Origin of the sequence: Streptomyces sp. NPDC026672 (genome assembly GCF_040638185.1) — a bacterium.
Taxonomy (GTDB): Bacteria; Actinomycetota; Actinomycetes; order Streptomycetales; family Streptomycetaceae; genus Streptomyces.
This window is the reverse complement of sequence record NZ_JBEZXS010000006.1, coordinates 63,211-89,917: the sequence shown is the minus strand read 5'-3', so window position 1 is coordinate 89,917 and position 26,707 is coordinate 63,211. Positions and strand designations below refer to the sequence as shown.

The window sequence follows — 26,707 nt, the reverse complement described above, 5'->3', positions numbered from 1 at the left end:
CCCGCGCCGCACCACCCGTACCGAGCCCCCGCGCAGGTCGCGAGCGTCGGGCGCGGAATCTTGCCTAGCCGCGGGCCGCGTTGGACGCCCCGAGCGCGGCGAGCGTGAAACCGTCGCGCAGTTCGCCCGCCTGGATCGCCTTGGCGATCTCGTCCGGACTCCACCAGCGCGCGGCCGCGATCTCCCCGTCACCGGCCGAGTCGGGACGCAGCACGGCGTCCTCCCGGACGGCGACCTCGACGACGGCGACCTCGTTCTCCAGCAGGCCGGAGTCGACGTCCATGTACGCCGTCACGGTCGCCGCGGTGCCCACCAGCCCCGTCTCCTCGACGAGCTCGCGCAGCGCGTCCGAGACGGGGTCGGTCTCGCCGAATCCCCGCGGCAGTTCCCAGGCCCACCGGCCGACGGTCGGCCGCCACTGGCGGACCATCAGGATGTCGTCGCCCCGGCGGGCCAGCACCACGACACCCGTGCGGCCACCGCCGACGCGGACGCGGTGCCGGACGGTCTCGGCGCCGGACGGCAGACGGTAGGTGTCGAGGTAGACCTCGCACCATCGCCCGCCGTCGGTGTCGGTGTAGGTCTTGTGGGTGTGGGTGCGCGGCGCCTCAGCGTCCATCAGGCCCTCTTCCGTGTGCCCCGGACCCGGGTAGCTCGGGGAGCTCGATCACGTCGTACCGTCCGCGGAAATCGGTCAGCCGGGTCACCCCGGCGGCCACGGCCGCGACGACGACCGGTGCGAGCGCCCCGCCCGCGCCGGAGGCGAACGCCCCGGACGTCCCCTGACCGAGCAGACTGCTCGCCAGGCCCATGCCGCCGCCCGCGACCATCTGGGCGGTGGCCCCGCGTGCGCCCTGCACGAACCGCTGCAGTCGCGTCACGGACACGTCGTCCGTGACGCCACCGGCCGGCGGTTCTTTCGTACGCCCCGCGAGCAGGTCGCCCACCTCCTGCAGTGCGGCGAGGTCACGCCGGTGCCACCAGCGGGTCAGGGCGTCGTCCGCGTCGTCCGTGAAGCGCTGCCACTGCTCACCGCTCATCAGGCCGAGCCGGAGTTCGAACCGGGTCGGATAGATCACGACCGGTGTCTGCTCGCCCATCGTCGCCGCCTCGCGGCGCCGGACGCCACGTCGTGGCGAGGCCAGGCCCAGCAGGCAGTCCTCGCTCGCCGCTATGGCGCGGTAGTACGTCTCGTCGAAGGACTCCCGCAGCATCTGCGCGTCCGTCCGCACCGCGCGGTCGCCTGAACCCTGCAAGGGGTCGAGGCTCTCGTACAGGCGGCTGCGGTTGGGCAGGCCGTTCACGTCGAACTCCCCGCCGGTCCAGGCGGCGAGGACCGCCCGCCCCTCGTCACTGGCCGCGTCCTGGGGGCGGGGCGGGGGACAGAGCGCGTAGGCGGTCGCGTAGTCGGCCGGCACCAGGGGGCTGACCTCCAGTCGGCCGCGGTCGGCGGCCTCCAGCCAGTCCCCCCACCGGGCGACGGTGCGTCGCCGCAGCGGGGTGTCGAGGACTCCGGTCGCGGCCAGCAGCCGGTCCGCCGCGCCCAGCGGTCCCTCGGCGGCGAGGACGGCCCGCGCGGCCTCGGCGTCCGCGCGGGCGGCCAGCTCCCGCTGGAGGCGGAGGCACTGGTCGTCGGGGATCGGCAGGGAGGAGAAGAGGAAACCGGTCGAGAGCATCGCGGTCAGCTGTCCGGCCAGGTCCGCGTCGCGTGAGTTCACCCGGATCGGCAGGACCGCCCCGCCGCCGATCGCCCCGATCGCCAGCTCGTCGAGGAGCGCGGCGGGCCGGAGCACCGCGAACAGGGCGCCGTCGAGCAGTTGAGGGTACGTCAGGAACAGGGAGCCGCCCTGGATGACCTCCCAGCGCAGCCGCCCGAGCAGCTCGGCCCGCTCAAAGGCCGGCAGCCGCTCCATCGGGACGGTGGCCCCGGCAGCCGGCCCACTCAGCCGGCTCCGCTGTCTCACGCTGTCCCACCCCGTGCTGAGCACCGCGGTCATGTGCCGGCCCCCTGTGGCATCCATACCAAGAAACCCCCTCCGACCTACCGTAATGGTTGATCGAAGGGGGTTTTCCCAGTGTGGCGGCGCCAGGATTCGAACCTGGGAAGGCTGAGCCGGCAGATTTACAGTCTGCTCCCTTTGGCCGCTCGGGCACACCGCCGGGTTTTGCTGCCTTCGAACCCGCTTTCGGCGGTGCTCCCTGGCAACGACGTAAACAATACCCGATGCCGAGGGGTGGTTCGCCACCCGATTGATCTGCGCTCGTGCGTCGTGGGATGGCTAGGCTGGTGCGGATGCGGACCGGCTCCGTGCCGGACTCGGTGACCGCCCAGCAGGCGCGCCGGACGCACCCGATACGCCCCCTGATACAAGGAGCCACAGGACATGGCCGACTCCAGTTTCGACATCGTCTCGAAGGTCGAGCGGCAGGAGGTCGACAACGCCCTCAACCAGGCCGGCAAGGAGATCTCGCAGCGCTACGACTTCAAGGGCGTCGGCGCCTCGATCTCCTGGTCCGGCGAGAAGATCCTGATGGAGGCGAACTCCGAGGAGCGGGTCAAGGCCGTCCTCGACGTCTTCCAGTCCAAGCTGATCAAGCGCGGGATCTCGCTGAAGGCGCTGGACGCGGGCGAGCCGCAGCTCTCCGGCAAGGAGTACAAGATCTTCGCCTCGATCGAGGAGGGCATCTCCCAGGAGAACGCGAAGAAGGTGGCGAAGATCATCCGGGACGAGGGTCCCAAGGGTGTGAAGGCCCAGGTGCAGGGCGACGAACTGCGGGTCTCCTCCAAGAGCCGCGACGACCTCCAGGCGATCATCGCCCTCCTGAAGGGCCAGGACTTCGACTTCGCGATCCAGTTCGTGAACTACCGGTAGTCCGTACGGCAGACAGGTGGGAGGGAGCGGGCCCGTCACGGTACCCGCCCCCTCCTCTCTGTCTGCCGCGCCGCTCCCGCGCGTCACTCGCGTGAGTTGCCGAACAGGAGCCGGTAGACGATCAGGAGGACGAGTGAGCCTCCGATGGCCGCCGCCCAGGTGGCGCCGTCGAAGAAGTCCTTGCTGATGGGGTGGTCCAGCCAGCGGGCGGAGATCCAGCCGCCGATGAACGCGCCCACGATGCCGATGAGGGTCGTACCGATGAAGCCACCCGGATCGCGTCCGGGCAGCAGGATCTTGGCGATGGCGCCGGCCAACAGTCCCAGGATGATCCAGCCGATGATGCTCATACCGTGAACCTGCCCTTCCGCGCCGCGCCCGTGCAGTCCGGAACCTGTGAATCTCGTCCGGGCCGACTGCTCCGCGTGGGCCGTGCGCCCCGTGTTCCGTGCCGTTCGTGCTCCGTGTGCGTTTCCGCACCGCCCGTGGCACACCTGTTCGTGCCACGTTGCCGAGGAGGACGCCGCCGGTGCACCCGGCGGTTGCACCGGTCAGTAGGGTGCGGCGCATGACACGCTCCGATCCCGGTCTGCGGCGCACGCTGGGCGTACGGGACGCCGTGGTCGTCGGGCTCGGCTCGATGATCGGCGCCGGCGTCTTCTCCGCCCTGGGGCCCGCGGCGCACGCGGCCGGCTCGGGGCTGCTGCTCGGGCTGGCCGTCGCGGCCGTGGTGGCCTACTGCAACGCGTCCTCCTCCGCGCGGCTCGCCGCCCTGTATCCGGAGTCGGGCGGCACCTATGTGTACGGGCGGGAGCGGCTCGGGGACTTCTGGGGCTATCTCGCGGGCTGGTCGTTCGTGGTCGGGAAGACGGCCTCCTGTGCGGCGATGGCGCTCACGGTGGGCGCGTACGTCTGGCCGGATCAGGCGCACGCGGTCGCCGTCGCGGCCGTGGTGGCGCTGACCGCGGTGAACTACGGCGGCATCCAGAAGTCCGCGTGGCTGACGCGGGTGATCGTGGCCGTGGTGCTGGCGGTGCTGGCCTGTGTGGTGGTCGTGTGTCTCACCTCCGGTCGGTCCGATGCCGGGCGGCTGGACGTCGGGGTCCCGTCGGGTGCGGGCGGGGTGCTCCAGGCGGCCGGCCTGCTGTTCTTCGCGTTCGCCGGGTACGCGCGGATCGCGACGCTGGGCGAGGAGGTCCGGGACCCGGCACGGACCATTCCGCGCGCGATTCCGCTGGCCCTCGGGATCACACTCGTGGTCTACGCGTGTGTGGCCGTCGCCGTGCTGTCCGTGCTCGGCGCGGACGGTCTGGGCGACGCGGCCGCGCCGCTGGCGGACGCGGTGAGGGCGGCCGGGGTGCCGGGTCTCGTACCGGTGGTGCGGGTGGGGGCGGCAGTGGCCGCGCTGGGGTCGTTGCTCGCGCTGATCCTGGGGGTGTCCCGGACGACGCTCGCCATGGCCCGGGACCGCCATCTGCCCGGGGCCCTGTCCGCGGTGCACCCGCGGTTCCAGGTGCCGCACCGCGCCGAGCTGGCCGTGGGTGCGGTGGTGGCCGTGCTGGCCGCGACGGTGGATGTGCGGGGTGCGATCGGTTTCTCCTCCTTCGGTGTGCTGGCGTACTACGCGGTGGCCAACGCGTCGGCCTGGACGCTGGATCCGGCTCCTTCCTCGCGCGTGGTACCGGTGGTCGGACTGCTGGGGTGTGTGACGCTGGCGTTCGCGCTGCCCGCGGTCTCGGTGGTCGTGGGGGCGGGTGTGCTGGCCGTGGGTGTGATCGCCTACGGCGTGCGGCGGCGGGTTTCCGGGACGCGGTGACTGCGGGCGGCCGGTGCGGTGATGGCCCGCCGGCCGCCTCGGTCGTACGTGGCGGCACTCACGAAGCGCAGGTGGTGCGGGACGGCCGCCGTCTCAGGAGGCTCTGGGCGGGCGGGCCGCGCGTATGCGGAAGTCGGTCCAGGGGGCCAGTTCCGTGTCCGCGTGGTTCTCGTCGTACCAGCCCGTGCCGTCGAGCCAGGCGTTCAGCCAGTCAGTGAGGGTGGGCGCGTCCACGTACCAGGCGTCGTCTGCGGCGTCGGCGTTCGGCTCGTAGAGGAGGACGGGGCTGCTCTCGTCGTGGCAGTCCACGCACGCGTACATCCCGCAGCCCCAGTGGGATATCGGCAGGACGCCCTCGGGCCAGGGCCAGTCGGGGTCCTTGCGGCCGTCCTCACGGTTGGCGAGGTACTGGGGGACGACGGCCGGTTCGCCCGAGGGCGAGCTGTCCAGGAGGGGCAGCAGACCGTACTCCGGGCCGAATCCGCCGTCCCCTATACGGCGGTAGAGCGCGGCGAGGAGGGGTGGCAGGGCGAAGCCCAGGCCGGCCTCGGCGCGGTCGAGCGTGCCTGCGTCGACGGGCGCGGGAAGTGAAGGCCAGCCCCAGGGACGGGAGGTGCGGGCCTCTTCGGCCACCCGTGTCAGCAGCTGCTCGTTCTCGGTCATGGATTCATGATGCAAGCCGCCACTGACATTCGGGTGAGCCTGTGGACAACTCCGGACTTGTGGACAACTCGTATGAGATCACCACGGTGTGACGGTTGGTCAGACCAGTCGGACGTCAATGCCCTTCTCCTCGAAGAAGTCGAGGACCTCCTCGAAACTCGGCGGGCCTTCGAGGAGCGGTGTGGGACCCAGACAGGTGCGGGCCACGTGGGAGTCGTGCCAGACGAGGACGAAGGGCCAGGCCGCGCCGTAGTTCCCGCAGAGACAGTCGGCGGTGGCGTCGAGGCTGCGGCCGAAGTAGCCGCCGGGGCCGTTCACGGCCTCGCCGAGGGCGCAGAAGAAGCCGGGGATGTCGGTGACATGACGGCCGTCGAGGTGGAACGTGCTTCCGGGCGGCGCGTCGGGACGGTCGGGGTCGCGGTTGTCGAGGGCGGTGGTCAGCCAGTACTCACGGCCCGACGCTCCGCACGCCGACCAGGCGCCGGGCTCCGCCGGACGGCCGTACTCCCATGCCTGCCAGACCTGTCGGGCCGCGGGCGGCGGGCGGTCCGACCAGGGTTCGAGGGCCAGGTCGACCCGGCCGGGGCCGTGCGCGGACGGGATCCAGGAGATCAGCTCGCCCTCGGCGGCCGTCTGGAGCGGCCGTCCTCCTCTGTCGAGCCGGATCACCCGAGCGTGGCCGAGGTACTCCTCACCCGCCTCCATCGCCGCCCGCAGCGCGCCGCTCACCTCGCAGCCGAGCAGTCGCACGGGCGGGTCGGGTGTCCCCGGCCGTCCGCCTGGGTGGGGCACCACGTCCTGGCAGGTACCGAGGAGTTCCTCCTGCATGCGGCCCTGCGCCGCCAGTCGGTAGCCCGGCTGCGACGGCGCGTGGTCGGGCGGGTCGTCCTCGTACTGGGCGGCCTCGACGGTGATGTCGCGCAGGGACGGGTCGTGTGCGGCGGGGCGGTCGCCGATGATCCGGACGCCCTCCAGGTACCACTCCCCCGCCCACTCGTAGCGGTCGTCGAAGGGCTCCAGGACGAGGGTGCCGAGGGGGGCCGAACCCGTCGTGCGCGCGCGGGCGAGGGCGGCTCGAAGTGATCCTTCGGGAGCGCAGCCGAGGAGTTCGTACACCGCGCGGGCCGGTGCGGGCGGGTCGGCGAAGAGGTTCCGGGCGCTCTCGCACAGGGCCCACGGCTCGTGGTCCGCGGGGCCCGTGCCGTATGCCGTCACCGCGTACTCGGGTGCCCCCACCCTCGCCCTCCCCGCGTGTGGTCAGCGCGTCGCGAACGGCTGGTCCGTGGGCACGATCTCACGGCCCAGCGGCAGCAGGGAGACCGGAATCAGCTTGAAGTTGGCGACACCGAAGGGGATGCCGATGACCGTGAGGCACAGCGCGATGCCGGTGACGATGTGGGCGAGGGCGAGCCACCAGCCCGCGAGGACCAGCCACAGGACGTTGCCGACGCAGGACGGTGCTCCGGCGTCGCGGCGCTCGACCGTGGTGTACCCGAAGGGCCACAGGGCGTAGACGCCGATCCGGAAGGCGGCGATCCCGAACGGGATCGTCTCCCTACGTTCCCGATCACGCTACAAGGGCTCTCCGGTTCCGCCTGAACGCGTGACCTGCTGATACTGGTGGTAGCAGGACAGTACCGGCGGACCCACCTGGAGAGGTGTCGATCATGAAGCTGTTCAACCTGCTGCTGAACATCATCTGGCTCGTCTTCTGCGGCATCTGGATGGCGATCGGCTACGTGATCGCCGCGCTGATCTGCTTCATCTTGATCGTCACCATCCCCTTCGGCATCGCGTCCCTACGCATCGCCGGCTTCGTCCTCTGGCCGTTCGGCCGCACCACTGTGGAGCGGCCGGGCGCCGGGGCTGGGTCGTTCATCGGGAATGTGATCTGGGTGATCTTCGCGGGCTGGTGGCTGGCTCTGGGGCACCTGATCACGAGCATCCCGCTGTTCCTGTCGATCATTGGGATCCCCTTCGGGTGGGCCAACTTGAAGCTGATCCCGATCTCACTCATGCCGTTGGGACGTGAAGTGGTGCCGACGGACCAAGGCTTCGGAGGCAGGTGACCGTGGGAGCGGGTATCACACCTCTCAGCCTCCCGCATAGCAGGCGGGGTCACACCTGCGAAATCCCTCCCTACGCCTCCCTGTTACACCGTCATCCGTGCTACAACCAAGCATGACGACCCAGCGCCTGAACCCCAACCTCCTTGAACATCTTGTTGATGAATTCATGGATGACGGGAAACGCGCAGTCGAGTTCTTGCGTGCGGCAGAAGCCCTTCTCCTGATGCCTGAAGATGCACTACCGGGTCACGCAGAGCTTATCGCCTATTCACTCCGCGAAGCCATGAAAGCCATTCCCGCCTCCCAACGGACCGGTGGAGGCGGAGAATGGTCAGTCCGCTCGCGCGCGGTCGTAGAAGCAAAAAAGCGCTATGAACTAGCCAAAGGACTTCCGGGCGAAGACCAAGAATTGGCCCTTAGTGGATTGATACAGAAGATCGACGAGATGGCGATCACCCACACACAGGAGAGGATTCACCAAAAGAAACTAATTACTGTCATGATCAATAGGACCGGAGTCGCCCCCCTCTCTGAAGGCATCAAACCCGTAGAAACCTATCAGGGAATTTTGGATCGCCTGGATAGAGCAGTTCACGGAAATATGGACACGGCGGAGGCCCGAGGCATCTGGGATGAGTGCCTAGCGATTCTCAATCAACTCTTCCTGCCTCCGGAAATGAGATTCTCCACTCTCGATGAACTGGCAGCGCTTGAGGATCCCACGGAAGACAATCGCAAGCAACTAATCGGCCTCGTTTCCACACCGCAGCATCTCACCTATTTCCTAAAGCGGGTTCGCAACTCGACATGGCTTGAGTTCCTCTATGACGCAAACCTCCTAGCTCCATCGCCTGAAAATGCCGGTTGGCCCGTATTCGCAGCTGTGGAAAATTTGCGTCTCCATCACAGCGAGAAGCTCGAATCCATACTCGAGCGGCTCTTCGATAATTATGGAAGCGACACAGAAAGCTCCTGGTACATTTCAAGGGTCGCCCTTGAGCTTGGCGAACAAGGTCACGGGATCATTGTTCGGACCCTGAATAAGCATAGGAAGTCACGCCCGATCGCTTCCTTCGCTATAGCCGCAGCAGAAAAAGCGGATCCTTCGAGTGACTTCGTTGAGAAAGTTGCGGATCGGATCTTGAATTCCAATACGTGGGATGAGGTAGAACCCTACACACCCAAGCTGACAGCAGCCTATTGCGCTGGCCTAACTGAGGAGAACTGTGAATCGCGCATCAAGCTGCTTTGCTACAAGCTCAAGTCACCATCGGTCAATGATCTCGATTGGAGGAACTTCCCCTACGATCAAGGCCATCTAGGTGACGGCGTTAAGGACACTCCTTGGGCGAAGCATTTTAGCGTTGCCCTGACCACCCTCGTCGAATGCCTACGGAAATCTATACCGCTCTGCGATTCGACTAAGCTACTCAACTCGGTCGAACCGCTCAACGGTCTCCTGAAATCGCGCGTTCGCACATGGATCCTCGCCAATAGCCAGGCAGCCGACAGTTCGTTGATGATTTCAGCGATTTCAGAAGGTATCCTGTCACGAAATCCGAATGCAGATGACGCAGATTTGGTTGACATGGTCGCGGGAAGCTGCGACGCGGACCTTTTCGAACAATCATGGAAAGAAGCTCTGGGTAGCCCACCAGAGCTGGCTGAACTGGGTACCTCTCTGGCGGATAACTCAGTACCAAAAGAGTGGCGTCACGCCTACCAATGGAGCGCCATACTCTCTCGGGGGGTGTGGAGTGATTGGGAAAATGCAATAGCCGTGATGTCTGCTTCCTACGGACAGCCGAGCCGCGAGCATCTCCAAAGCTCTCCGAGGTTCCAAGCTTATTTCACGGGCAGCCCAATCGAGGACAACGAACTTGAAAGCCTTCCGCCTCTGGTAGCGGCACAAAAGATCTCAGAATGGCGCCCCGGCGCCGATGGTGGGCAGGCAAGTGCGCGAGAGTTGGCCCGTACCCTAGAGAGGGTGGTTAAGAGCGATATTCCAGCATGGGCGACGTCACCCATCGCTGTTGCTAGTGCTCTGCGCCACCCCACATACATCAGTCACTATCTCGTAGCGCTCTCGGATTCTGAATCCTCGCTCCGCGCCGAATACAGCGGTGCTCTTCTCGATCTCATTAGATTGACCCGGACGCACCCATGGCCAGTCATAGCACTGGGGGACAATTCTTTCGATTTCGATGAGACCTGGAGGCCCGTCGAGTACGCAGGAGTCGCTCTGATAAAGACATTGGCAGACAGCAACGCCGGCTTCTCGGAAGATAGCGACTACGCCTGGAATCTGTTGCTCACCGAGGTTCGAAACCGCAGCGAAGGGTCCGGGATTGGTGATGATTCGGATCATCTGACGGCTGCGATAAACCGGCCCTGCACGCGTGCTCTGGACTCTCTTCTCTCGTTCCTCGCGTTTGAGCGAAGGAGCGGGAAGCCCGTACGTCCAGACTTCCGTGAAGTACTTGATTCGATACTCCGTCTTGAAGGTGCAGATGGATCACAGTTCCGCGCCATCATAGGACCTCGGTTCGGGTTCATTAAGTATCTTGATGAAGAGTGGTTCAATCAAAATCACTCCCTGCTATTCGGTGACGATGCTCCGTCTGGAATGGGGCAGCTAACAGCCGACTTGACACTGCGCTGGGGACAGCCCCGACGCTGGTTTCTAGAGAACTATAAAAAGCAGGTTGAGGACGCCGTAGTCCGCGAAGTAGAAAACTCTATGGCCCAATACATCGTTGGCCTTCTGAACGGATTCAGTGGATACTCTGTGGCCGAATCCGTCGTTTTCTTCAAGAGGATCGAGAAGGTCTCAGCGGCTGGCGAGTTCATCGGCCGACTCCTGAGAGGTGACACAACGGTCGAGAGTGGCATCGTTGAATCAGCCATCTCCTTCTGGCGCGAAGCCATCAAGCTGAAGTCAGCCGGCGAGCTTTACGGATTCGGCTGGATGGCAGAAGTAACATCCATCGACGAGGCGATATGGAATGGCCTCATGGTCGAGACCTTGGAAATTTCGTCAGGAAACATCGACTGGTCGCACGAAGTAGCCGATAGAGCAGCCTCGTCCCAGCCTCAGTCAGAAATTACTTTGAAAATTCTCAATCTCCTTGTCCGCGGCTTGCAGGACGACTGGGATCGGCGAAATATTGGCACCATAGCGAAGGGCGCACTTGTCAACGCCGCCTCTCTCACGGAGACCACAGAATACAAACGGCTTCGAACTACCCTGCTTGAACGTGGAATTATGGAATAGTAGAGAAGGATCGAATGAGGTCGTGCAGTCCTGACCATCACGTCGGACGAGAGTTGAAAATCGTCCGCAATAGATGGGTTGACCCACCTCCGACTCAGCTCATTTAGTCACCGTTGCAAGAATGCTAAGCCCGTCTGACTGTGCCGTCTTCGTCGAGAACTTCCCGTGCTCTGGCCATGAATCTGGTGAGCAAAGGTGTGAGGCTATGAGCGTCTTCCGAAAACTTCCTTGAATGAAACTCGAAGCTTTCTGAAGTCGGCTGTTCTTCTGTCAGTCTCTGCACTGAACTCACGAGCAAAGCGGACGTGAAGGCGAGGCTTGCGCATTTGTCATCCATCGACGTGGCCAGGGCTGCTAGGTCATCTGGCCCTGAAATAGAGACGTTCAGCCATGCTTCCCTAACCCGATTAACTCGCTCGCCAACCAGTGCTGCAAAGTCGTGGGTAAACCGCTCAGGTCCAAACTGGCTGATAGCGATGCCGCCCCCCATTGGGCCCGCTCCCGCGCAATCGCGTGTTTCCACGACTGCAGCAACGAAGGTCTTGTAAACATCGCTTCGCGGCTCTCTCCGCTGTCTCCGATGTTCAGCACGTGCCGCAATAAGTACATTCTCGCGCTGCCACCATCCTGTGGCAAAAGCGGCGCCGGTCGTTGCGACAGCACCCGCCAATGCGCCGCACACTGCGGCCAATCCTGCATCCATGGCCGCACATCATACCAACGAATAAAGACTCTGCGGGGGGGGGATCGTCGTTCTCTACTGCAAGCAATAGCAGCAGATTTGCGGCGCTGCTACGTCTTCACACCGGGGCTGGCCAGCCCCGGACACGGAGACCGTAATTGTCAGAAAGGAAGCTCGGGCCTGGCGGCGCCTCGTTTTATGGTCATGACTCGCTCGTGAAAATCACGTGTTGAGGCTTCTCGGGGGTAACGGGAGCGAAGCTCCTTGTCCAGCTCGTCGGCGACTAAAAGCAAGGACGGAAGAGATTTCCGGTCGGCTTCGAGTGCAGTGGTGCCCATGCCGACGGCTTCCTCTATGTCCCCGGTGCGGGCAGCGGCGACCCCGAGGGTCAGGCGGGCTTCAGCGGCACGCATAGGGGAGATCTCGGTGCCGTCAGGGCCGGCGCTAATACGGATCACGGACCTGGCGTGGGCGGCGGCGCGCTCGTCATCTCCGAGGAGGCGATAGGCGTCCATCTCGTAGAAGTCCCATTTATCGGGGTCGATGATGAAGTGGTGCTCAGGGTGATCTGGGCGAGGTAGGCGGTCCAGGCGGGCGCGGCCGGCGTCGAGGGAGTCTCGGACTAGGAACCGGCCTCGGCTCTTCGTCACCCTCACCGCCCCCTCCTTCGGCCCGGTCCACCGTGCCGGGGAGCGATGCCGTCCCCCCCGCCGTAACAGCGGCGCATGCGAACACGGCCGTCCCCTCAGCTGCGGCACAGTCCACTCCCCCGACGCTCCCTCGATCGGCCAACCCTTGTGCCTGGACTGCTACGACTACACAGGCCATGTCCTGTGGCACGCGCATGCCAGCAAGCTATGGGACCGGTTCGTCATCGACGCCCGGCGGCGCCTCGCCTCTTCCGCCGGCCTCGTACAGTCCGCCTTCGCGAAGCACACGCGGCTGTCCTTCGCCCGCATCGCCGAATATCAGAAGCGGGCAGCCGTGCACGTCCACGCCGTGGTCCGCCTCGATGGCCCGAACGGACCGGACGACGAACCTCCGACCTGGGGCACTGTTGAGCGGCTGACCGATGTGGTCCGGGCCTCCGCTGGGCGGGTCCTGGTCCGCACTCCCTACAGTCCCGCCGTGGGCGAATGCGCGCTCAGGTGGGGCAACCAGATCGACATCCGCCCTCTGCACACACCCGACGGCCCTGATGACGACGCCGTAGCCGCGTATGTGGCCAAGTACGTAACCAAGGGAGCAAGCGACACAGGCGCCGGGACAGATCACCAAGTCACCAGCTGGGAGGGGATCGAGGCGGCACCTACCAGTGAGCACGTACGTACCCTCATGCGGACTTGTTGGCGTCTTGGTGGCTTACCTGAATACGCCACGCTCAGTCTGCGGAGTTGGACTCACACCCTCGGCTACCGCGGCCACATCCTCACCAAGTCCCGTGCCTACTCCACCACGTACGCAGCGCTGCGGGCCGAACGTGCCAATCACGTCGGCCGCTTCGAGCCATCAGGCACGATCGCGGATTCCCGTTGGCGCTATGCCGGCTGCGGCCACTCCCCCGGCGGCGCGCTGATCGCCGCGGGCATCTACGAAGACCTCGCCATCAACCGAGAGTTGAGCCGGGAGGCAGCACAGCAACGGGGTGGATCTGATGGCTGACACCCAGGTCATATGGCTCCCGGACAAGACGCTGTCTCCTGCCGAGCGCGCGTTACTCCTGCGCATTCTGTTCGGGCCGAGAGCACGTCGGCGAACGAATGACAGAAAGACCGACGGCTTGTCAGAAACCCGAGCTACCCTGGAACTTAAGACAAACGCCCCGGCAGCGGCTGGCACCGCCCCGGGGCTGGCCGACTGACTAGGAGTCGACGTGTCCAATGTAAGCACACCCCTGTCTTCATCCATCGAGACCGCTGCCCGCGCAGTCGGCGCACGTACTCTGCGCGCAGTCGACTACCTACGTGTCTCGACCGAAGAGCAGAAGAAGGGCTACGGCGTAGCTCGGCAAAGCCGCAAGACCACTCGGCACATCGCCCTCAAGCAGTGGACTCATGTCGCCACGTACAAGGACGAGGGTGTCTCGGGCTCTCTGGAAGCTGCTGACCGTGGTGATCTGAAGCGGCTCATGGACGACGCCCAGCAGACTCCACGCCCCTTCGACATCGTGGTTGTGCCTGACGGCCGTGTGATCGGCCGCAAAGGTCGTGCCTTCTGGCGCTGGGTCTGGGCTCTGGAAGACATCGGCGTCTTCGTCGCTGTCGTTGCTGACGACTACGACAACACCACTACCGAGGGGCGCAAGAAGATGCGCCGGGATGCTGACTACGCCGAGACCGAATGGGAGACGATCCGCGACCGCACTCAGGGCGGCTTGCAGGAAAAAGCGGAGCTGACGCCGGCCGCGCACATCGGTGGGCGTGCTCCCTACTGCTACCGCATCGCCAACAAGGGGACCCCTGGCTCGTACCTGGTGATCGATGAGGAAGAGGCGAAGGTCATCAAGCATGTGTATGACCTGGTGGTCGGCGAGGGGCTCAACCTCCGCAAGGCCACAATTCGCCTGATCGGCGAGGGGATCACGGCACGATCCGGCAAGACATGGACGCGGGACAACCTCCGAGATCGCATCATGTCAGCTCCCGTACTGGACGCTGTGCTCGTCTTTCGTGGCAAGCATGCCAAGAGGGACGAAAACGGCGACCTCATCTGGGGCGACTCCGTCAGGATCGGATTGCCTCGAATCCTGACCGAGGAACAGAGCGCAGAGCTACGCCGAAAGGTCGCCGAAACGGCGAAGCTCAGCAGCAGCCAACGCTGGATCTACCCGCTCAGCGGTCGGATCGTCGGCATCTGCGGCAAGACTCACTCGGGCTTCGGCTATACAGCGGGCCGGGAGGTGGCTCGGTTCTACAGGTGCGCAGGCGCTGCGCCCAACGATCCCAGCCAAAAGTCTTGCGGCTGCTCCCGAATCGACGCAGACGCGCTTGAGAAGCACGTCTGGAAGCACGTCACCGAGATCGCGAGCAACAGCGAAAAACTCCAGGAGTTGGCTGCTGAGTGGATCGGTTTGGCGGAAGGTGACACGGCTGCCCTTGTCGACCGCATCGCTGACCTCGACCAGCAGATCGAGGGTATGAACGCCTCCATCGCGGCCGTCATCGTCGCGTCAGCCAAGCAGAGCAAGTCCGCGGACGCCATCGAGGCGGCTACGGCTGTCTTGAACGACGAACTCCAACAACTCCAGAACCTCCGCGGAGAGGCGGCCGAATGGCTGGCGGAGATGGAAGAGTCCGATCAGCGCGCCCGTGATCTCATCGCACTGGCGGGCATGGCGAAGAAGTCGTTCCCGGACATGGCTCCTGAGCAGCAAGCAGCCATCCTGTCCGTGTTGGAGCTGAAGGTCACTATCACTGGCCCGGTACCGGACGACCGTCGCGGCGGTGTTCCTTGCACCGTACGGGCCTGGTACTCCGCTACCGACTTCGGTATCCCCGCTGCCGCGCTCTCGGACGAGGACTGGGCAAAGGTCGCTCCCCTACTCCCGACGGGGCGTAGGGGCACCGTCCGCCGATCCGTGGACGCCATCTTCTACAAGGCGCGCACCGGCAAGTCATGGCCCAACATGATCAAGGAAACCGGCGCCACCATCCAAGCCTCGAAGCACTTCAACGCCTGGACGTCCGACGGCACCTGGAGCCGCGTGAACGCTGCCCTTGCGGACGTGGAACAGGTCCCCCTCGCCGAGATCCGGCTACTGCCCTCGATGGTCATCGAAGGGCGGGTCGACCCGAGCGCGATGCTGAATGCAGAAGAACGATCCCGAAGGGGATGCCGATGATGGTGATGCACAGGAGGACGCCCGCGAGCAGGTAGCCGAGGAACAGCCAGAAGCCGCTCAGGACGAGCCAAATGACGTTCAGGATGGTCTTCACCGGGGGCGACCTGCCATCTTCTCGAGCCGGGCGATGCGCTCCGCCATCGGCGGGTGCGTGGAGAACATCTTGGACAGGCCCTGGCCGGGGCGGAACGGGTTCGCGATCATCATGTGGCTCGCGGTCTCGATCCGGGGCTCTGGGGGCAGCGGCAGTTGCTTGGTGCCCGCCTCCAGCTTGCGCAGGGCGCCGGCGAGGGCGAGCGGGTCGCCGGTGAGCTGGGCGCCCGAGGCGTCCGCCTCGTACTCCCTGGACCGGCTGATGGCCAGCTGGATGACGGTGGCGGCGAGGGGGCCCAGGATCATGATCAGCAACATGCCGAGCAGACCGGGGCCGTCGTCGTCGTCCGAGCGCCCGACCGGGATCAGCCAGGCGAAGTTGACCAGGAACATGATCACCGAGGCGAGGGCTCCGGCGACCGAGGAGATGAGGATGTCGCGGTTGTAGACGTGGCTGAGCTCGTGGCCGATGACGCCGCGCAGTTCGCGCTCGTCCAGGAGGCGCAGGATGCCGTCCGTGCAGCACACGGCCGCGTTGCGCGGGTTGCGGCCCGTCGCGAAGGCGTTGGGTGCCTCCGTCGGTGAGATGTACAGGCGGGGCATGGGCTGGCGGGCCTGGGTGGAGAGCTCTCGGACCATGCGGTACAGCGCCGGGGCCTCGAATTCGCTGACCGGGCGGGCCCGCATCGCGCGCAGTGCCAGCTTGTCGCTGTTCCAGTAGGCGTACGCGTTGGTGCCGAGCGCGACGAGAACGGCGACGATCAGGCCCATGCGGCCGAAGAAGCTGCCGATGACGATGATGAGTGCGGACAGTCCCCCGAGGAGAACTGCGGTCCTGAGCCCGTTGTGCCGGCGGTGCACGGTACGCCCTCCAAGTCGTGCAGCAGGGGAACCCTTTGCTGGCTTGATCCGCTTGCTGACCTGCTTGTCGATCTCCGAAGCCAACTGGTGCCGTGGTGTCACGTCCAGTGGACCCTCCCGCTCTGGACAACGCCAGGCGGCGGCCGCTAGTTCCCTTGTGGGCACTGCGGTGCTGGTCGGCCGTCCGGGTGAGGGCGTCACAACGGGCACGCGCGCGTGCCGGAGGGGTACCGCACGCGCGCGTGGGAGGCGATCAGAACAGACCGGTGGTGGCGAAGCGCAGCACCAGCTGGGGTGCGCCGGACAGGGCGACGCCGAGGACGCCGGTGAGGGTGATCGCGGCCGTGAGGGGCGCGGGGACGCGGTGGCGGGCCGGTTCGCCCTCGGGGGCGCGGAACAGCAGGGCCGTCCACTGGAGGTAGTAGAAGAGGGCGATCACCACGTTGACGCCCATGACGACGGCCAGCCAGCCCAGGCCGGCGTCGACGGCCACCGAGAAGACGGTGACCTTGGCGAACAGCCCGATGACACCCGGCGGCAGTCCGGCCAGGCAGAGCAGGAAGAAGGCCAGGAGGAGGGCGGTGACGGGGTTGGTGGCGTACAGGCCGCGGTAGTCGGTGATCCGGTTGAGGGACTTGGCGCGGCCCACCAGGGCGGCCACGGCGAAGGCACCGAGGTTCACCGCGGCGTACATGAGGGCGTAGGCGACGGTGGAGCCGATCGCCTTCCGGGCGTCGGGCGAGTACCCGGCGGCGGCGATCGGCACCAGGAGGTAGCCGGCCTGGCCGACGGAGGACCAGGCGAGCAGTCGTACGGCGCTGTACGCGCGGGTGGCCTGCTGGCGCAGGGCGCCGACGTTGCCGACGGTCATGGTGAGTGCGGCCAGGGCGGCCAGGGCCGGGCCCCAGACGTCGGCGTACGAGGGGAAGGCGACGACGGTGACGAGGATGAGACCGGAGAAGCCGACGGCCTTGCCGACGACGGACAGGTAGGCGGCGATCGGCAGGGGTGCGCCCACATAGGTGTCGGGCACCCAGAAGTGGAAGGGGACGGCCGCCGTCTTGAAGGCGAAGCCGATCAGGGTGAGGACGACGCCGGTCTGGGCGAGGGTGTGGAACTGCCCGTCGACGTGCTGGATGCGGTCGGCCACCTGGGTGAGGTACAGGGTGCCCGTGGTGGCGTACACGAAGCTGATGCCCAGGAGGCTGACGGCGGTGGCGGTGACCGACGAGAGGAAGAACTTCAGGGCGGCCTCGGAGGACCTGCGGTCGCCGTGTCGGATGCCGACCAGGGCGAAGGCGGGCAGGGAGGCGACCTCCAGGGCGACGACGAGGGTGGCGAGGTCGCGGGAGGCGGGCAGCAGGGCGGCGCCCGCGGCGGAGGACAGCAGCAGGAACCAGAACTCGCCCTCGGGGAACCCGCGGCGGCCGTCCTTGAGGGTGGTCACGGACAGCAGGGCGGCGAGGAGCGCGCCGCCGAGGACGAGGAACTGGATGACGAGGGTGAACCGGTCGGCGGTGTAGCTGCACACGCGCGGGTCGCCGGTGAGGCAGAAGGTGCTGCGGTCGCCGTCGAGGAGGGGCAGCAGCAGGAGCGCGGAGACGGCGAGGCCGGCGACGGAGACCCAGCCGAGGACGGCCTTCCTGGCGTCGGGCACGAACAGGTCGGCGACGAGGACGGCGAGCCCGACGACCGCCGCGGCGGTGGGCGGGGCGATCGCGAGCCAGTCGACGGACTGGACGACCGACTGGGCCAGGGGCTGGGCCAGGGCGCTCATCGGGTGCCTCCTGCGAGGAGCTGCTGCACGGCCGGGTCGGTCAGGCCCAGCAGGGCCCTGGGCCACAGCCCGGCGACGACGGTGAGGGCGACGAGCGGGGTCCAGGCCGCGAACTCGTACGTGTGGACGTCGGCGAGGCTCGGGGCCCGCTGGGGTACGGCGCCCATGCAGACGCGGCGGACCACGACGAGCATGTAGGCGGCCGTGAGGAGCGTGCCGAACGCGCCGATCGACATGAAGGTGAGGAACGCGGGGCGGCTGAGGCCGGCGGCCGGGTCGAACGCGCCGAACAGGGCCAGCATCTCGCCCCAGAATCCGGCGAGTCCCGGCAGGCCGAGCGAGGCGACCGCGGCGAAGGCGAGCAGGCCGCCGAGGCGCGGCGCCCTGCCGTACAGCGCGGCGCCGGTCTCCTCGGCGAGGGTGTCGAGGTCGGAGGTGCCCGTGCGGTCCTTGAGGGCGCCGACGAGGAAGAAGAGCAGGCCGGTGATGAGGCCGTGGGCGATGTTGGCGAACAGGGCGCCGTTCACGCCGGTCGGGGTCATCGTGGCGATGCCGAGCAGGACGAAGCCCATGTGGCCGACGGACGAGTAGGCGATGAGCCGTTTGAGGTCGCCCTTGGCCCCGCGTCTGGCGAGGGCCAGGCAGGCGAGGGAGCCGTAGACGATGCCGACGACGGCGAGGGCGGCGAGGTAGGGCGCGAAGGTGCGGAAGCCGTCGGGCGCGACCGGCAGCAGGATCCGGACGAACCCGTACGTACCCATCTTCAGCAGGACGCCGGCCAGCAGGACCGAGCCGACGGTCGGCGCGGCGGTGTGGGCGTCCGGCAGCCAGCTGTGCAGCGGCCACATCGGTGTCTTGACCGCGAGCCCGATCCCGATGGACAGAACGGCGATGACCTGCACGGATGTGGTCAGCGACCGGCCGTTGTCAGTGGCGAGTGCCACCATGTCGAAGGTGCCCGCCTTGATTCCGATCAGGAGCAGGCCGAGCAGCATGACGACGGATCCGAGCAGCGTGAAGAGGATGAACTTCCAGGCCGCCCTGGTCCGGCCCGCGCCGCCCCAGCGGGCGATGAGGAAGTACATCGGGATGAGCACGGTCTCGAAGGCCAGGAAGAACAGCAGCAGGTCGAGGACGGCGAAGGTCGCGAGGGTGCCGGACTCGAGGACGAGCAGGAGGGCGACGAACGCCTTCGGGGTCGGGCCCGACGGCATCTTGAAGTACGAGTAGAGCGCGCAGAGGAAGGTCAGCAGCGCGGTCAGGACCAGGAGGGGGAGGGAGATGCCGTCGATGCCGAGGTGGATCCGCACGTCGAGTGCGGGGATCCAGCTGATGTCGGTCGTGGCCTGCATCTTCGAGGGGTGGTCGTGGTCGAAGCCGAGCGCCAGGACGATCGCGGCGGCGAGGATCACTCCGGTGACGGTCACGCCGTGGCGGAGCACGGCCTGCTCGGGTGACTTCCCCTTCAGTCCGGGCGGGGCGGGCAGGAGGGCGGCGGCCGCGCCGAGCAGCGGGCCGACGACGACGAACGCCAGGAGGAACTGCATCACGGACTCGTTGATATCGATCACGCCTGCTCACGCTCCCGTGGCGACGAGGAGGACGGCGACCGTCAGGACGACGGTGCCGGCGAGCAGTGCGCTCACATAGGTCTGCACATTGCCGGTCTGGGCTCGCCGTACGGCGGACCCGAGCGCGCGGGGCAGCGCCGCCGCGCCGCGTACGTAGGTGTCGACGACCTCGCGGTCGAGGAACCGGACGAGAGTCGCGCCGGCCTGGACCGGGCGGACGAAGGCGGCCTCGTAGACGGCGTCCAGGTGGAAGCCGGCGGCCGCGTGCCGGTGCAGCGGGCCGAGCAGCAGCCGTCCCGGGTCGGCGGGGTCGGGCGCCCGGGCGATGTCGCCGTAGGCGGGGGTGTGGCTGGCGATGGCCTCGGCCTCGACGAGCCCGGCGTCGCCCTCGGGGTGGGCCGCGACGGCGCCGAGGGGGACGTCGGCGGCGAGGGCGGTGGTGTGCCGCCAGGCCGCGTAGGTGACGATGCCGCCGACCAGGGCCACGCCGGTGCCGAGCACGGAGGTGGTGAGGGTCGGGGTGAGGTCGCCGCCGTCGAACCAGTCGGGCAGCCCGCGGTAGGCGAGTCCGCCGAGGGCGAGGGACGGGACCGCGAGCACCCACAGGACCACGGTCATGGTGAGCGGCTGCCGTCCGTGGTCGGGGGCCTCGGTGCCGTGGCCGCGGAAGGCGAGCAGCCACAGGCGGGTGGCGTAGGCGGCGGTGAGCAGGGCCGCGGCCAGTCCGGCGACGAGGATGATCCAGCCGGCGCTGCCGGGGGCGTGCTCGGTGTGGCCGGTGGCGACGTGTTCGGCGGCGCCGAGGACGGACTCCTTGGAGAAGAAGCCGCTGAACGGCGGAATCGCGGCGAGCGCGAGGAGCGCCACGGTCATCGTCCAGAAGGCGTCGGGGATGCGGTCGCGCAGGTTGCTCATGCGGGACATGGTGGCCAGTGAGTTGGTGCCGGCGGCGTGGATGATCACGCCGGCGGCGAGGAACAGCAGGGCCTTGAAGGCGCCGTGCGAGATGAGGTGGAAGACGGCGGCTCCGCGGTCGCCGACGGCGAGGGCGCCGGTCATGTAGCCGAGTTGGCCGATCGTCGAGTAGGCGAGGACGCGTTTGATGTCGTCCTGGGCGAGTGCGGCGACGCCGGAGCCGGTCATGGTGACGGCGGCCATGACGGCGAGGACGACCATCGCGGCCGATGAGGCCTCGAAGACGGGGAGGAGACGGGCGATGAAGTAGACACCGGCGGCGACCATCGTCGCGGCGTGGATCAGCGCGGAGACGGGTGTGGGGCCGGCCATCGCGTCGGGGAGCCAGGTGTGCAGCGGGAACTGCGCGGACTTGCCGGCCACGCCCGCGAGGAGCAGCAGGGCGACGAGGGTGGGGTGGTGGAGCCGGCCGTCCGCGACGGCGCCGAGGACGCGGGTGATCTGGAAGGACCCGGCGTCGGTGGCCAGGGCGAACAGGCCGATCAGGAAGGGCACGTCGCCGAGCTTGGTGACGAGGAACGCCTTGAGGGAGGCGGCGCGGGCCTCGGGCGTCTCCCAGTAGTGGCCGACGAGGAAGTAGGAGCAGATGCCCATGACTTCCCAACCGACTAGCAGCACGATCAGGTCGCCCGAGTAGACGACCAGGAACATCGCGGAGGTGAACAGGGAGACGAGGGCGGCGTAGGAGGGGTAGCGGGGGTCGTCGCGCAGATAGCCGGTCGAGTAGATCTGCACGCAGGTGGCGACGACGCCGACCAGGACGGCGACGAGGGCGGCGAAGCCGTCGATGTGCAGGGCCAGTTCGATCGGGATCGAGCCGGTGGGCGTGAGTTCGGTGGCGGCGTCGATCGGGTCGCCGCCACCCTGGTCGACGGCGACGGTCACGGCGAGCGCCAGCGCGGCGAGGGGCGGCAGGACGGCGAGGGGGCGGACGAAGCCGGGGGCGGTGCGGCCGAACAGCAGTCCGGCGGCGGCGCCGAGGAACGGCAGGACGGGGACGAGGACGGCGAGAGTGGTCGTGGTCACGCGGTGGCCTCAGCCTTCTCGGCCGCGGGGGTGTCGCCGTCGGAGCCGTCGCTCTCGTGGCCCTCGGCGGTGTCGCGGAGCTTGTCGATGTCGGAGGTGCCGCGGTTGCGGTGCACGGCGAGGACGATCGCCAGGCCGATGCCGATCTCGGCAGCGGCGATGGCGATGGTGAAGAGGGTCAGGGCCTGGCCGGAGTGGAGGGTGTCGCGGGCGGCCCTGTCGAGCCAGACGTCGAAGGCGACCAGGTTGAGGTTGACGGCGTTGAGCATCAGCTCGACCGACATGAGGACCAGGATCGCGTTGCGGCGGGCGAGGACGCCGTACAGGCCGGTGCAGAAGAGGAGGGCGGAGAGTACGGCGGGATAGGCGAGGTGCATCAGCGGGCGCCTTCCTGCTCGGCCGGGCGGCTTCCCTCGATCGGGTGATTCCGGGAATTCGGGACGATCGGGGAACCACCGGTGGTGGCCCGGGAGTTCACAGGGGGAGAGCTCGACTCCGCCTTCGCCTTGCGGGACAGGACGATCGCGCCGACCAGTGCGGCGAGGAGGAGGACGGAGAGGGCCTCGAAGGGCAGGACCCAGTTCTGGAAGAGGCTCTCGCCGGTGACCTTCGTCGAGCCGGCGGCGGGGCCGTCGAGGTCGACCCAGGTGGCGCGGAAGGCGTCGACGACCACCCACACCAGAGCGGCCGCGGCGGCGACGGCCACGGTGAGGGCGGCCCAGCGGTTGCCGGAGTCGGCGTCCGGGGAGCGGCCGATGGGGGCCCTGGTGAGCATCAGACCGAAGAGGAGGAGGACGACGACGGATCCGACATAGATGAGGACCTGCACCCAGGCGATGAACTCGGCGGTGAGGAGGAGGTATTCGACGGCGAGTCCGCCGAGGGTCACCACCAGCCAGAGGGCCGCGTGGACGAGCTGCCGGGTGGTGACGGTGACGAGGGCGGCGCCGAAGGTGACCAGGCCGACCAGGAGGAAGGCGATCTCCACGCCGGTCGGTGAGAGGAAGCCGTGGGGCGCGGCGGCGACGGTGGTGGTCGCGGTGTGTGCCGCGGAGGCGGCTGCGACGAGGGTCACGAGGTGCCCTCCTCGGGTTCGGCCCGGGCCGCGGCGAGCTTCTCGGCGGTCTTGCGGGCGGCTGCCAGTTCCTTGGGCTCCTCCGCGCAGGGGTCGAGGGCGGGCGGGGCCGGCACGGTCCACATCCACTCGCGGAGCTTGTCGCGTTCGTGGGTGAGGTCGTGGATGTCGGTCTCGGCGTACTCGAACTCGGGTGACCAGAACAGCGCGTCGAACGGGCAGACCTCGATGCAGATACCGCAGTACATGCAGAGGGAGAAGTCGATGGCGAAGCGGTCGAGGACGTTGCGGCTGCGTTCGCGACCGCCCGGGGCGGCCGCCGGGATCGTCTCCTTGTGGGAGTCGATGTAGATGCACCAGTCGGGGCACTCACGGGCGCACAGCATGCAGACCGTGCAGTTCTCCTCGAACAGGCCGATGACGCCGCGGGTGCGGGGCGGGAGGTCGGGCTGGACGTCGGGGTACTGCTGGGTGACGGTCTTCTTCGTCATCGTGCGCAGGGTGACGGCCAGGCCCTTGGCGAGGCCGGAGCCAGGGATGGGGGCCATCAGGAGATCACCACCTTGACGATGCCGGTGAGGGCGATCTGAGCGAGGGAGAGGGGGACGAGGAGGGTCCAGGAGAGTTTCTGGAGCTGGTCCTCGCGCAGGCGGGGGTAGGTGACGCGGAGCCAGATGACGACGAACGCGAGGATCGCCGTCTTCAGCAGGGTCCAGACCCAGCCGAGGCCGTCGGCGCCCCAGGGGCCGTGCCAGCCGCCGAGGAAGAGGACGGTGGTCAGGCCGCACAGGACGATGATCCCGGCGTACTCGGCGAGCAGGAACAGGGCGAAGCGCAGCCCGGTGTACTCGGTGTACGCGCCGAAGATGATCTCCGAGTCGGCGACGGGCATGTCGAAGGGCGGGCGCTGGAGTTCGGCGAGGCCGGCGACGAAGAAGACGATCGCGCCGACGATCTGCCAGGGCAGCCACCACCAGTGGAAGGCGTCGAGGATGCCCGGCAGGGAGACGGTGCCGGCGGCCATCGCGACGGAGGCGGCGGTCAGGAGCATGGGGAGTTCGTAGGCGAGGAGCTGGGCGGCGGTACGCAGGCCGCCGAGGAGGGAGAACTTGTTGGCGCTGGCCCAGCCGGCCATGAGGGAGCCGAGGACGCCGACGCCCATCACGGCGAGGACGAAGAAGACGCCCGCGTCGAGGACCTGGCCCACGGCGCCTTCGCCCGGGCCGATGGGGATGGCCAGGAGGACGAGGAGGTAGGGGAGGAGGGCGACGGCGGGGGCGAGTTGGAAGATGCGGCGGTCGGCGCCCGTGGGGACGACGTCCTCCTTCTGCGCGAACTTCACGCCGTCCGCGATGAGTTGGGCCCAGCCGTGGAAACCGCCGGCGTACATCGGGCCGAGGCGGCCCTGCATGTGGGCCATCACCTTGTGCTCGGTCTGGCCGACGATGAGGGGGAAGGTGAGGAAGACGACGAACACGACGAGGAGTCGCAGGGCGACGTCCAGCACGCCGTTCACTGCGGGCCTCCTGAGCTGTCACGGGTGGGGGGTTCATCGGATTCGGGGACGACGGGAGCGTCGGGGGCCGCGTCCTCGGCGGCAGGAGCCTCGGGAGCGGGAGCCTTCTCCTCCGCCGCCTTCGAGTCCGCCGCCTTCGAGTTCGGCGCCGTCTCCGCTTCGGTCGGCTCTTCGGTCGGCTTTCCGGTCGGCTTTTCGGGTGCTTCGTCGAAGGCCGGGCGGGCGTGGTGCCAGGGGGCGTCCGCGCTGCGGGGGGCCGTGGAGCGGGTGGTGGGTGCGGCCGGTTCGGGCGCGGTCGGGGTCTCCTCGTCCTGGGCGCGCTGGGAGGCCGAGCCTTCCGAGGCGGTGCGGGCCCGACGCGGACCGGCCGGGGTGGTGGGCTGCGGCGGCGTCTCCGGCGCCTCCTCCGCCCGCTGCGAGGCGGACCCTTCGCCCGCGGTGCGGGCCCGGCGCGGACCGGCGGCTTCGCCCTGGCTCGCCGAGCCTTCCGCGGCGCTGCGGGTCCGGCGGGCCGGAGTACCCGGCTCTCCGGGGCCCGAGGGGGCCGCGGAGGGGCCCGAGGAAGTCGCGGTCTGGCTGGCCGAGCCCTCCGCCGCGGTGCGCGACCGGCGCGCGGTGGCTCCGGGCTCGCGCCCTGCCGGGGCCGAAGCCTGGGCTTGGTCCTGGGTCGGGGCCGAGGCTTGAACTTGGTCCTGCGCCTGGGCCTGGGCCGGCGGCGTTCCCTCCGTCTTCGGTGGGGCGGTCGTGGCGGCGGTCTGGCCGGTCGAGCCTTCCGCGGCCGTGCGGGTCCGGCGGGCCGGGCGGTCGCCCGCCGCGGCGGCCCCGCGTGCCGGGCGCTCCCCCGCCGCGCGGCCCGCTCCCCTTGCCGGGCGGGCCGGGGCGGGCGGGAGCTGGCCCTTCAGGGGACCCCAGTCGTTGGGGTCGGGGACGCCGGGCGGGAGCATCTGGCGGCGCTTGGGGGTGCCGTGGTCCGACTCCCCCGGTTCCTTGGCGCCGGGCCAGGCCTTGGCGACGCGGGCCGCCAGGACGAAGTCCTTGCGCAGGGGATGGCCCTCGAAGGTCTCCGGGAGGAGGAGGTGGTCCAGGCCGGGGTGACCGTGGAAGTCGACGCCGAACATCTCGTGCGTCTCGCGTTCGTGCCAGGTCGCTCCGGCGTACACGCCGACGGCGGAGGGCAGGGCCGGCGCCTCGTGCGGGACCGTCGTGCGCAGCAGCAGCCGGCGCACCGGGGACAGCGCCACGACGTGGGCGGCGACGCGGAAGCCGGTGCCGGGTTCGTCGACCGCGCTCAGCCAGTCGAAGTAGGTGCAGGACAGGGTGGTGCGGGCCGTCTCCAGGGCCCGGATCCAGGCGGAGGGGGGTACGTCGACCGTGAGGACCTCGTAGGACTCCTCGGCGGTGGCCTCCGTGCCGAAGAGGTCCTCGACGGGGGCGGGGAGCCAGCCGACCGTGGTCATCGGGTGCCTCCTTCGACGGCCGGGGCCGGCGGGCGCACCAGGCCGCTCTGGAGGGCGGCGGCGGAGGGGCGGGTGGTGCCGTAGCGCTCGCCGAGCGACTCGCGGGCGATCTTCTCCTGGAGCTTGAGGATGCCCTGGAGCAGCGCCTCGGGGCGCGGCGGGCAGCCGGGGACGTAGACGTCCACGGGGATGATCTGGTCGACGCCCTTGGTGACGGCGTAGGAGTCCCAGTAGGGGCCGCCGCAGTTGGAGCAGGCGCCGAACGAGATGACGTACTTCGGCTCGGGCATCTGCTCGTAGAGGCGCTTGACGGCGGGGGCCATCTTGTCCGTGACCGTGCCGGAGACGATCATCAGGTCGGCCTGCCGGGGGCCCGGCGCGAAGGGGATCACACCGAGGCGGATGAAGTCGTGGCGGGCCATCGACGCGGCGATGAACTCGATGGCGCAGCAGGCCAGGCCGAAGTTGAAGACCCAGAGCGAGTAGCGGCGGCCCCAGTTGAGGACCACCTTCATGGGCTCGGGGGCGAGGCGGGCCAGTGTCCCCAGCCGCTTCGGCTCCGGGAGCAGGACCGGCTGCACCGGCTCGGCCGGCTCGAGGGCGACGGGAGTGGGGGTCACGTCCATGCCAGGACGCCCTTCTTGTAGGCGTAGAGCAGGCCCACGGCGAGGAAGCCGAGGAAGATGAACATCTCCACGAGGGTGGTCCCGCCGTATCCGTGGTCGGCGAAGACCGTGGCCCAGGGGAACAGGAAGATCGAGTCGACGGCGAAGATGACGTACAGGAAGGCGTAGACGTAGTAGCGGACCTGGGTGTGGGCCCAGCCCTCGCCGACGGGGTCGACTCCGCACTCGTAGGTCAGCAGTTTCTCGGGTGTGGGTACCACGGGCCGCAGCAGTCGGCCGGCGCCGAAGGCGACGGCGACGAACAGCACGCCCACAACGGCGAGCAGTCCCACGACCGAATAGGACTGGAAGTAGTCCGCGGCGACGACCGCGGTCGAGCCCCCCAACGTCTCCCGCAACGTTCGTCCCTCGCTCCCTGACACGGTGACCTCGGTGATGTGGTGAACCGTGTGCGCAACATGATTCGAACGATCTGTACGCACCGGAGTCTAGGCCCTGCTAAAGGGACGGTA

At 68.0% G+C, this 26,707-nt stretch carries 23 protein-coding genes, 1 tRNA gene and 3 pseudogenes; 6 read left to right on the top strand and 21 right to left on the bottom strand.

Annotated elements, in window-relative coordinates; all coding sequences use genetic code 11:
- Positions 1–64: 64 nt before the first annotated feature.
- From AB0F77_RS08775 to AB0F77_RS08765, 3 genes are all read right to left on the bottom strand, one after another.
- The gene (locus tag AB0F77_RS08775) at positions 65–619 is read right to left on the bottom strand and encodes an NUDIX hydrolase (protein ID WP_361943717.1); all 555 of its coding nucleotides are present in this window, start codon (positions 617–619) and stop codon (positions 65–67) included.
- Positions 609–1,964, bottom strand: coding sequence for a hypothetical protein (locus tag AB0F77_RS08770; RefSeq protein ID WP_361943714.1), 1,356 nt, complete (start codon positions 1,962–1,964; stop codon positions 609–611). Before AB0F77_RS08770 ends, AB0F77_RS08775 begins: the two co-directional genes overlap by 11 nt.
- A gap of 114 nt (positions 1,965–2,078) precedes the next feature.
- Positions 2,079–2,160 (bottom strand) — tRNA-Tyr (locus tag AB0F77_RS08765).
- A gap of 224 nt (positions 2,161–2,384) precedes the next feature.
- On the opposite strand from AB0F77_RS08765, the gene AB0F77_RS08760 reads away from it, so the two are divergent.
- A complete protein-coding gene (locus AB0F77_RS08760; protein ID WP_361943711.1) occupies positions 2,385–2,873 on the top strand; it encodes a YajQ family cyclic di-GMP-binding protein in 489 nt (162 codons plus the stop codon).
- Between the two features lie 83 nt (positions 2,874–2,956).
- Here AB0F77_RS08760 and AB0F77_RS08755 read toward each other — a convergent pair whose 3' ends face one another.
- A complete protein-coding gene (locus tag AB0F77_RS08755) occupies positions 2,957–3,223 on the bottom strand; it encodes a GlsB/YeaQ/YmgE family stress response membrane protein (protein ID WP_361943708.1) in 267 nt (88 codons plus the stop codon).
- A gap of 218 nt (positions 3,224–3,441) precedes the next feature.
- On the opposite strand from AB0F77_RS08755, the gene AB0F77_RS08750 reads away from it, so the two are divergent.
- Positions 3,442–4,689, top strand: a complete 1,248-nt coding sequence (locus AB0F77_RS08750) for an APC family permease (RefSeq protein WP_361943705.1) — start codon at positions 3,442–3,444, stop codon at positions 4,687–4,689.
- A 93-nt stretch (positions 4,690–4,782) separates the two neighbouring features.
- Here AB0F77_RS08750 and AB0F77_RS08745 read toward each other — a convergent pair whose 3' ends face one another.
- The 3 genes and pseudogenes from AB0F77_RS08745 to AB0F77_RS08735 form a co-directional block, all read right to left on the bottom strand.
- Positions 4,783–5,352 carry an SMI1/KNR4 family protein gene (locus AB0F77_RS08745; protein ID WP_361943702.1) on the bottom strand — a complete coding sequence of 190 codons (570 nt, stop codon included), beginning with the start codon at positions 5,350–5,352 and terminating at the stop codon, positions 4,783–4,785.
- A gap of 99 nt (positions 5,353–5,451) precedes the next feature.
- The gene (locus AB0F77_RS08740) at positions 5,452–6,588 is read right to left on the bottom strand and encodes a barstar family protein (protein WP_361943699.1); all 1,137 of its coding nucleotides are present in this window, start codon (positions 6,586–6,588) and stop codon (positions 5,452–5,454) included.
- 21 nt (positions 6,589–6,609) lie between these two features.
- Positions 6,610–6,900 (bottom strand): annotated as a pseudogene (locus tag AB0F77_RS08735) (YccF domain-containing protein); the annotation flags it as partial.
- A 119-nt stretch (positions 6,901–7,019) separates the two neighbouring features.
- Here AB0F77_RS08735 and AB0F77_RS08730 point away from each other — a divergent pair.
- Both AB0F77_RS08730 and AB0F77_RS08725 read left to right on the top strand, forming a co-directional pair.
- Positions 7,020–7,421, top strand: a complete 402-nt coding sequence (locus tag AB0F77_RS08730) for a YccF domain-containing protein (RefSeq protein WP_361943696.1) — start codon at positions 7,020–7,022, stop codon at positions 7,419–7,421.
- Positions 7,422–7,533: 112 nt separating this feature from the next.
- Entirely contained in the window at positions 7,534–10,695 is a 3,162-nt protein-coding gene (locus tag AB0F77_RS08725) for a hypothetical protein (protein WP_361943693.1), read from the top strand.
- Positions 10,696–10,819: 124 nt separating this feature from the next.
- Here the strand turns inward: AB0F77_RS08725 and AB0F77_RS08720 are convergent, their stop codons facing one another.
- Both AB0F77_RS08720 and AB0F77_RS08715 read right to left on the bottom strand, forming a co-directional pair.
- Positions 10,820–11,398, bottom strand: coding sequence for a hypothetical protein (locus AB0F77_RS08720; RefSeq protein WP_361943690.1), 579 nt, complete (start codon positions 11,396–11,398; stop codon positions 10,820–10,822).
- Positions 11,399–11,538: 140 nt separating this feature from the next.
- Positions 11,539–12,033: a hypothetical protein gene (locus tag AB0F77_RS08715; RefSeq protein WP_361943687.1), complete on the bottom strand. Its 495-nt coding sequence runs from the start codon at positions 12,031–12,033 to the stop codon at positions 11,539–11,541.
- A 13-nt stretch (positions 12,034–12,046) separates the two neighbouring features.
- On the opposite strand from AB0F77_RS08715, the pseudogene AB0F77_RS08710 reads away from it, so the two are divergent.
- Positions 12,047–13,039: pseudogene (locus AB0F77_RS08710) on the top strand (replication initiator); the annotation flags it as partial.
- Positions 13,040–13,250: 211 nt separating this feature from the next.
- Positions 13,251–15,218: a recombinase family protein gene (locus AB0F77_RS08705; protein WP_361943684.1), complete on the top strand. Its 1,968-nt coding sequence runs from the start codon at positions 13,251–13,253 to the stop codon at positions 15,216–15,218.
- Here the strand turns inward: AB0F77_RS08705 and AB0F77_RS08700 are convergent.
- From AB0F77_RS08700 to AB0F77_RS08645, 12 genes and pseudogenes are all read right to left on the bottom strand, one after another.
- Positions 15,196–15,312: pseudogene (locus AB0F77_RS08700) on the bottom strand (YccF domain-containing protein); the annotation flags it as partial. The gene AB0F77_RS08705 and the pseudogene AB0F77_RS08700 overlap by 23 nt on opposite strands.
- The gene (gene htpX / locus AB0F77_RS08695) at positions 15,309–16,172 is read right to left on the bottom strand and encodes a zinc metalloprotease HtpX (protein ID WP_361943681.1); all 864 of its coding nucleotides are present in this window, start codon (positions 16,170–16,172) and stop codon (positions 15,309–15,311) included. The gene htpX and the pseudogene AB0F77_RS08700, both read right to left, overlap by 4 nt.
- A 253-nt stretch (positions 16,173–16,425) precedes the next feature.
- Positions 16,426–17,949, bottom strand: a complete 1,524-nt coding sequence (locus AB0F77_RS08690) for an NADH-quinone oxidoreductase subunit N (RefSeq protein WP_361943678.1) — start codon at positions 17,947–17,949, stop codon at positions 16,426–16,428.
- Positions 17,946–19,520, bottom strand: coding sequence for an NADH-quinone oxidoreductase subunit M (locus AB0F77_RS08685; RefSeq protein ID WP_361943675.1), 1,575 nt, complete (start codon positions 19,518–19,520; stop codon positions 17,946–17,948). Before AB0F77_RS08685 ends, AB0F77_RS08690 begins: the two co-directional genes overlap by 4 nt.
- Positions 19,521–19,526: 6 nt before the next feature.
- The gene (locus AB0F77_RS08680; RefSeq protein WP_361943672.1) at positions 19,527–21,521 is read right to left on the bottom strand and encodes an NADH-quinone oxidoreductase subunit L; all 1,995 of its coding nucleotides are present in this window, start codon (positions 21,519–21,521) and stop codon (positions 19,527–19,529) included.
- On the bottom strand, positions 21,518–21,898 hold the full coding sequence (gene nuoK / locus AB0F77_RS08675; RefSeq protein ID WP_361943669.1) for an NADH-quinone oxidoreductase subunit NuoK: 381 nt from the start codon (positions 21,896–21,898) through the stop codon (positions 21,518–21,520). The genes AB0F77_RS08680 and nuoK overlap by 4 nt, the downstream gene beginning before the upstream one ends.
- Positions 21,898–22,596, bottom strand: coding sequence for an NADH-quinone oxidoreductase subunit J (locus AB0F77_RS08670; protein ID WP_361943666.1), 699 nt, complete (start codon positions 22,594–22,596; stop codon positions 21,898–21,900). Before AB0F77_RS08670 ends, nuoK begins: the two co-directional genes overlap by 1 nt.
- Positions 22,593–23,144 (bottom strand): NADH-quinone oxidoreductase subunit I, encoded by a 552-nt coding sequence (locus tag AB0F77_RS08665; protein WP_361943663.1) that lies wholly within the window; start codon positions 23,142–23,144, stop codon positions 22,593–22,595. Before AB0F77_RS08665 ends, AB0F77_RS08670 begins: the two co-directional genes overlap by 4 nt.
- Complete coding sequence (locus AB0F77_RS08660; protein ID WP_361943660.1) at positions 23,144–24,112, bottom strand: complex I subunit 1 family protein; 969 nt, start codon at positions 24,110–24,112, stop codon at positions 23,144–23,146. The genes AB0F77_RS08665 and AB0F77_RS08660 overlap by 1 nt, the downstream gene beginning before the upstream one ends.
- Positions 24,109–25,569, bottom strand: coding sequence for an NADH-quinone oxidoreductase subunit C (locus AB0F77_RS08655; protein WP_361943657.1), 1,461 nt, complete (start codon positions 25,567–25,569; stop codon positions 24,109–24,111). The genes AB0F77_RS08660 and AB0F77_RS08655 overlap by 4 nt, the downstream gene beginning before the upstream one ends.
- A complete protein-coding gene (locus tag AB0F77_RS08650; protein WP_361943654.1) occupies positions 25,566–26,195 on the bottom strand; it encodes an NADH-quinone oxidoreductase subunit B family protein in 630 nt (209 codons plus the stop codon). Before AB0F77_RS08650 ends, AB0F77_RS08655 begins: the two co-directional genes overlap by 4 nt.
- The gene (locus AB0F77_RS08645; protein WP_361943651.1) at positions 26,186–26,593 is read right to left on the bottom strand and encodes an NADH-quinone oxidoreductase subunit A; all 408 of its coding nucleotides are present in this window, start codon (positions 26,591–26,593) and stop codon (positions 26,186–26,188) included. Before AB0F77_RS08645 ends, AB0F77_RS08650 begins: the two co-directional genes overlap by 10 nt.
- Positions 26,594–26,707 lie beyond the last annotated feature (114 nt).

Excerpts from the sequence above, each read along its gene's own strand:
- AB0F77_RS08775 (WP_361943717.1), bottom strand. The coding sequence starts at position 619 with ATGGACGCTGAGGCGCCGCGCACCCACACCCACAAGACCTACACCGAC.
- AB0F77_RS08760 (WP_361943711.1), top strand. The coding sequence starts at position 2,385 with ATGGCCGACTCCAGTTTCGACATCGTCTCGAAGGTCGAGCGGCAGGAG.
- AB0F77_RS08755 (WP_361943708.1), bottom strand. The coding sequence starts at position 3,223 with ATGAGCATCATCGGCTGGATCATCCTGGGACTGTTGGCCGGCGCCATC.
- AB0F77_RS08750 (WP_361943705.1), top strand. The coding sequence starts at position 3,442 with ATGACACGCTCCGATCCCGGTCTGCGGCGCACGCTGGGCGTACGGGAC.
- AB0F77_RS08745 (WP_361943702.1), bottom strand. The coding sequence starts at position 5,352 with ATGACCGAGAACGAGCAGCTGCTGACACGGGTGGCCGAAGAGGCCCGC.
- AB0F77_RS08730 (WP_361943696.1), top strand. The coding sequence starts at position 7,020 with ATGAAGCTGTTCAACCTGCTGCTGAACATCATCTGGCTCGTCTTCTGC.
- AB0F77_RS08725 (WP_361943693.1), top strand. The coding sequence starts at position 7,534 with ATGACGACCCAGCGCCTGAACCCCAACCTCCTTGAACATCTTGTTGAT.
- AB0F77_RS08720 (WP_361943690.1), bottom strand. The coding sequence starts at position 11,398 with ATGGATGCAGGATTGGCCGCAGTGTGCGGCGCATTGGCGGGTGCTGTC.
- AB0F77_RS08690 (WP_361943678.1), bottom strand. The coding sequence starts at position 17,949 with ATGAGCGCCCTGGCCCAGCCCCTGGCCCAGTCGGTCGTCCAGTCCGTC.
- nuoK (WP_361943669.1), bottom strand. The coding sequence starts at position 21,898 with ATGCACCTCGCCTATCCCGCCGTACTCTCCGCCCTCCTCTTCTGCACC.
- AB0F77_RS08665 (WP_361943663.1), bottom strand. The coding sequence starts at position 23,144 with ATGGCCCCCATCCCTGGCTCCGGCCTCGCCAAGGGCCTGGCCGTCACC.
- AB0F77_RS08655 (WP_361943657.1), bottom strand. The coding sequence starts at position 25,569 with ATGACCACGGTCGGCTGGCTCCCCGCCCCCGTCGAGGACCTCTTCGGC.
- AB0F77_RS08650 (WP_361943654.1), bottom strand. The coding sequence starts at position 26,195 with ATGGACGTGACCCCCACTCCCGTCGCCCTCGAGCCGGCCGAGCCGGTG.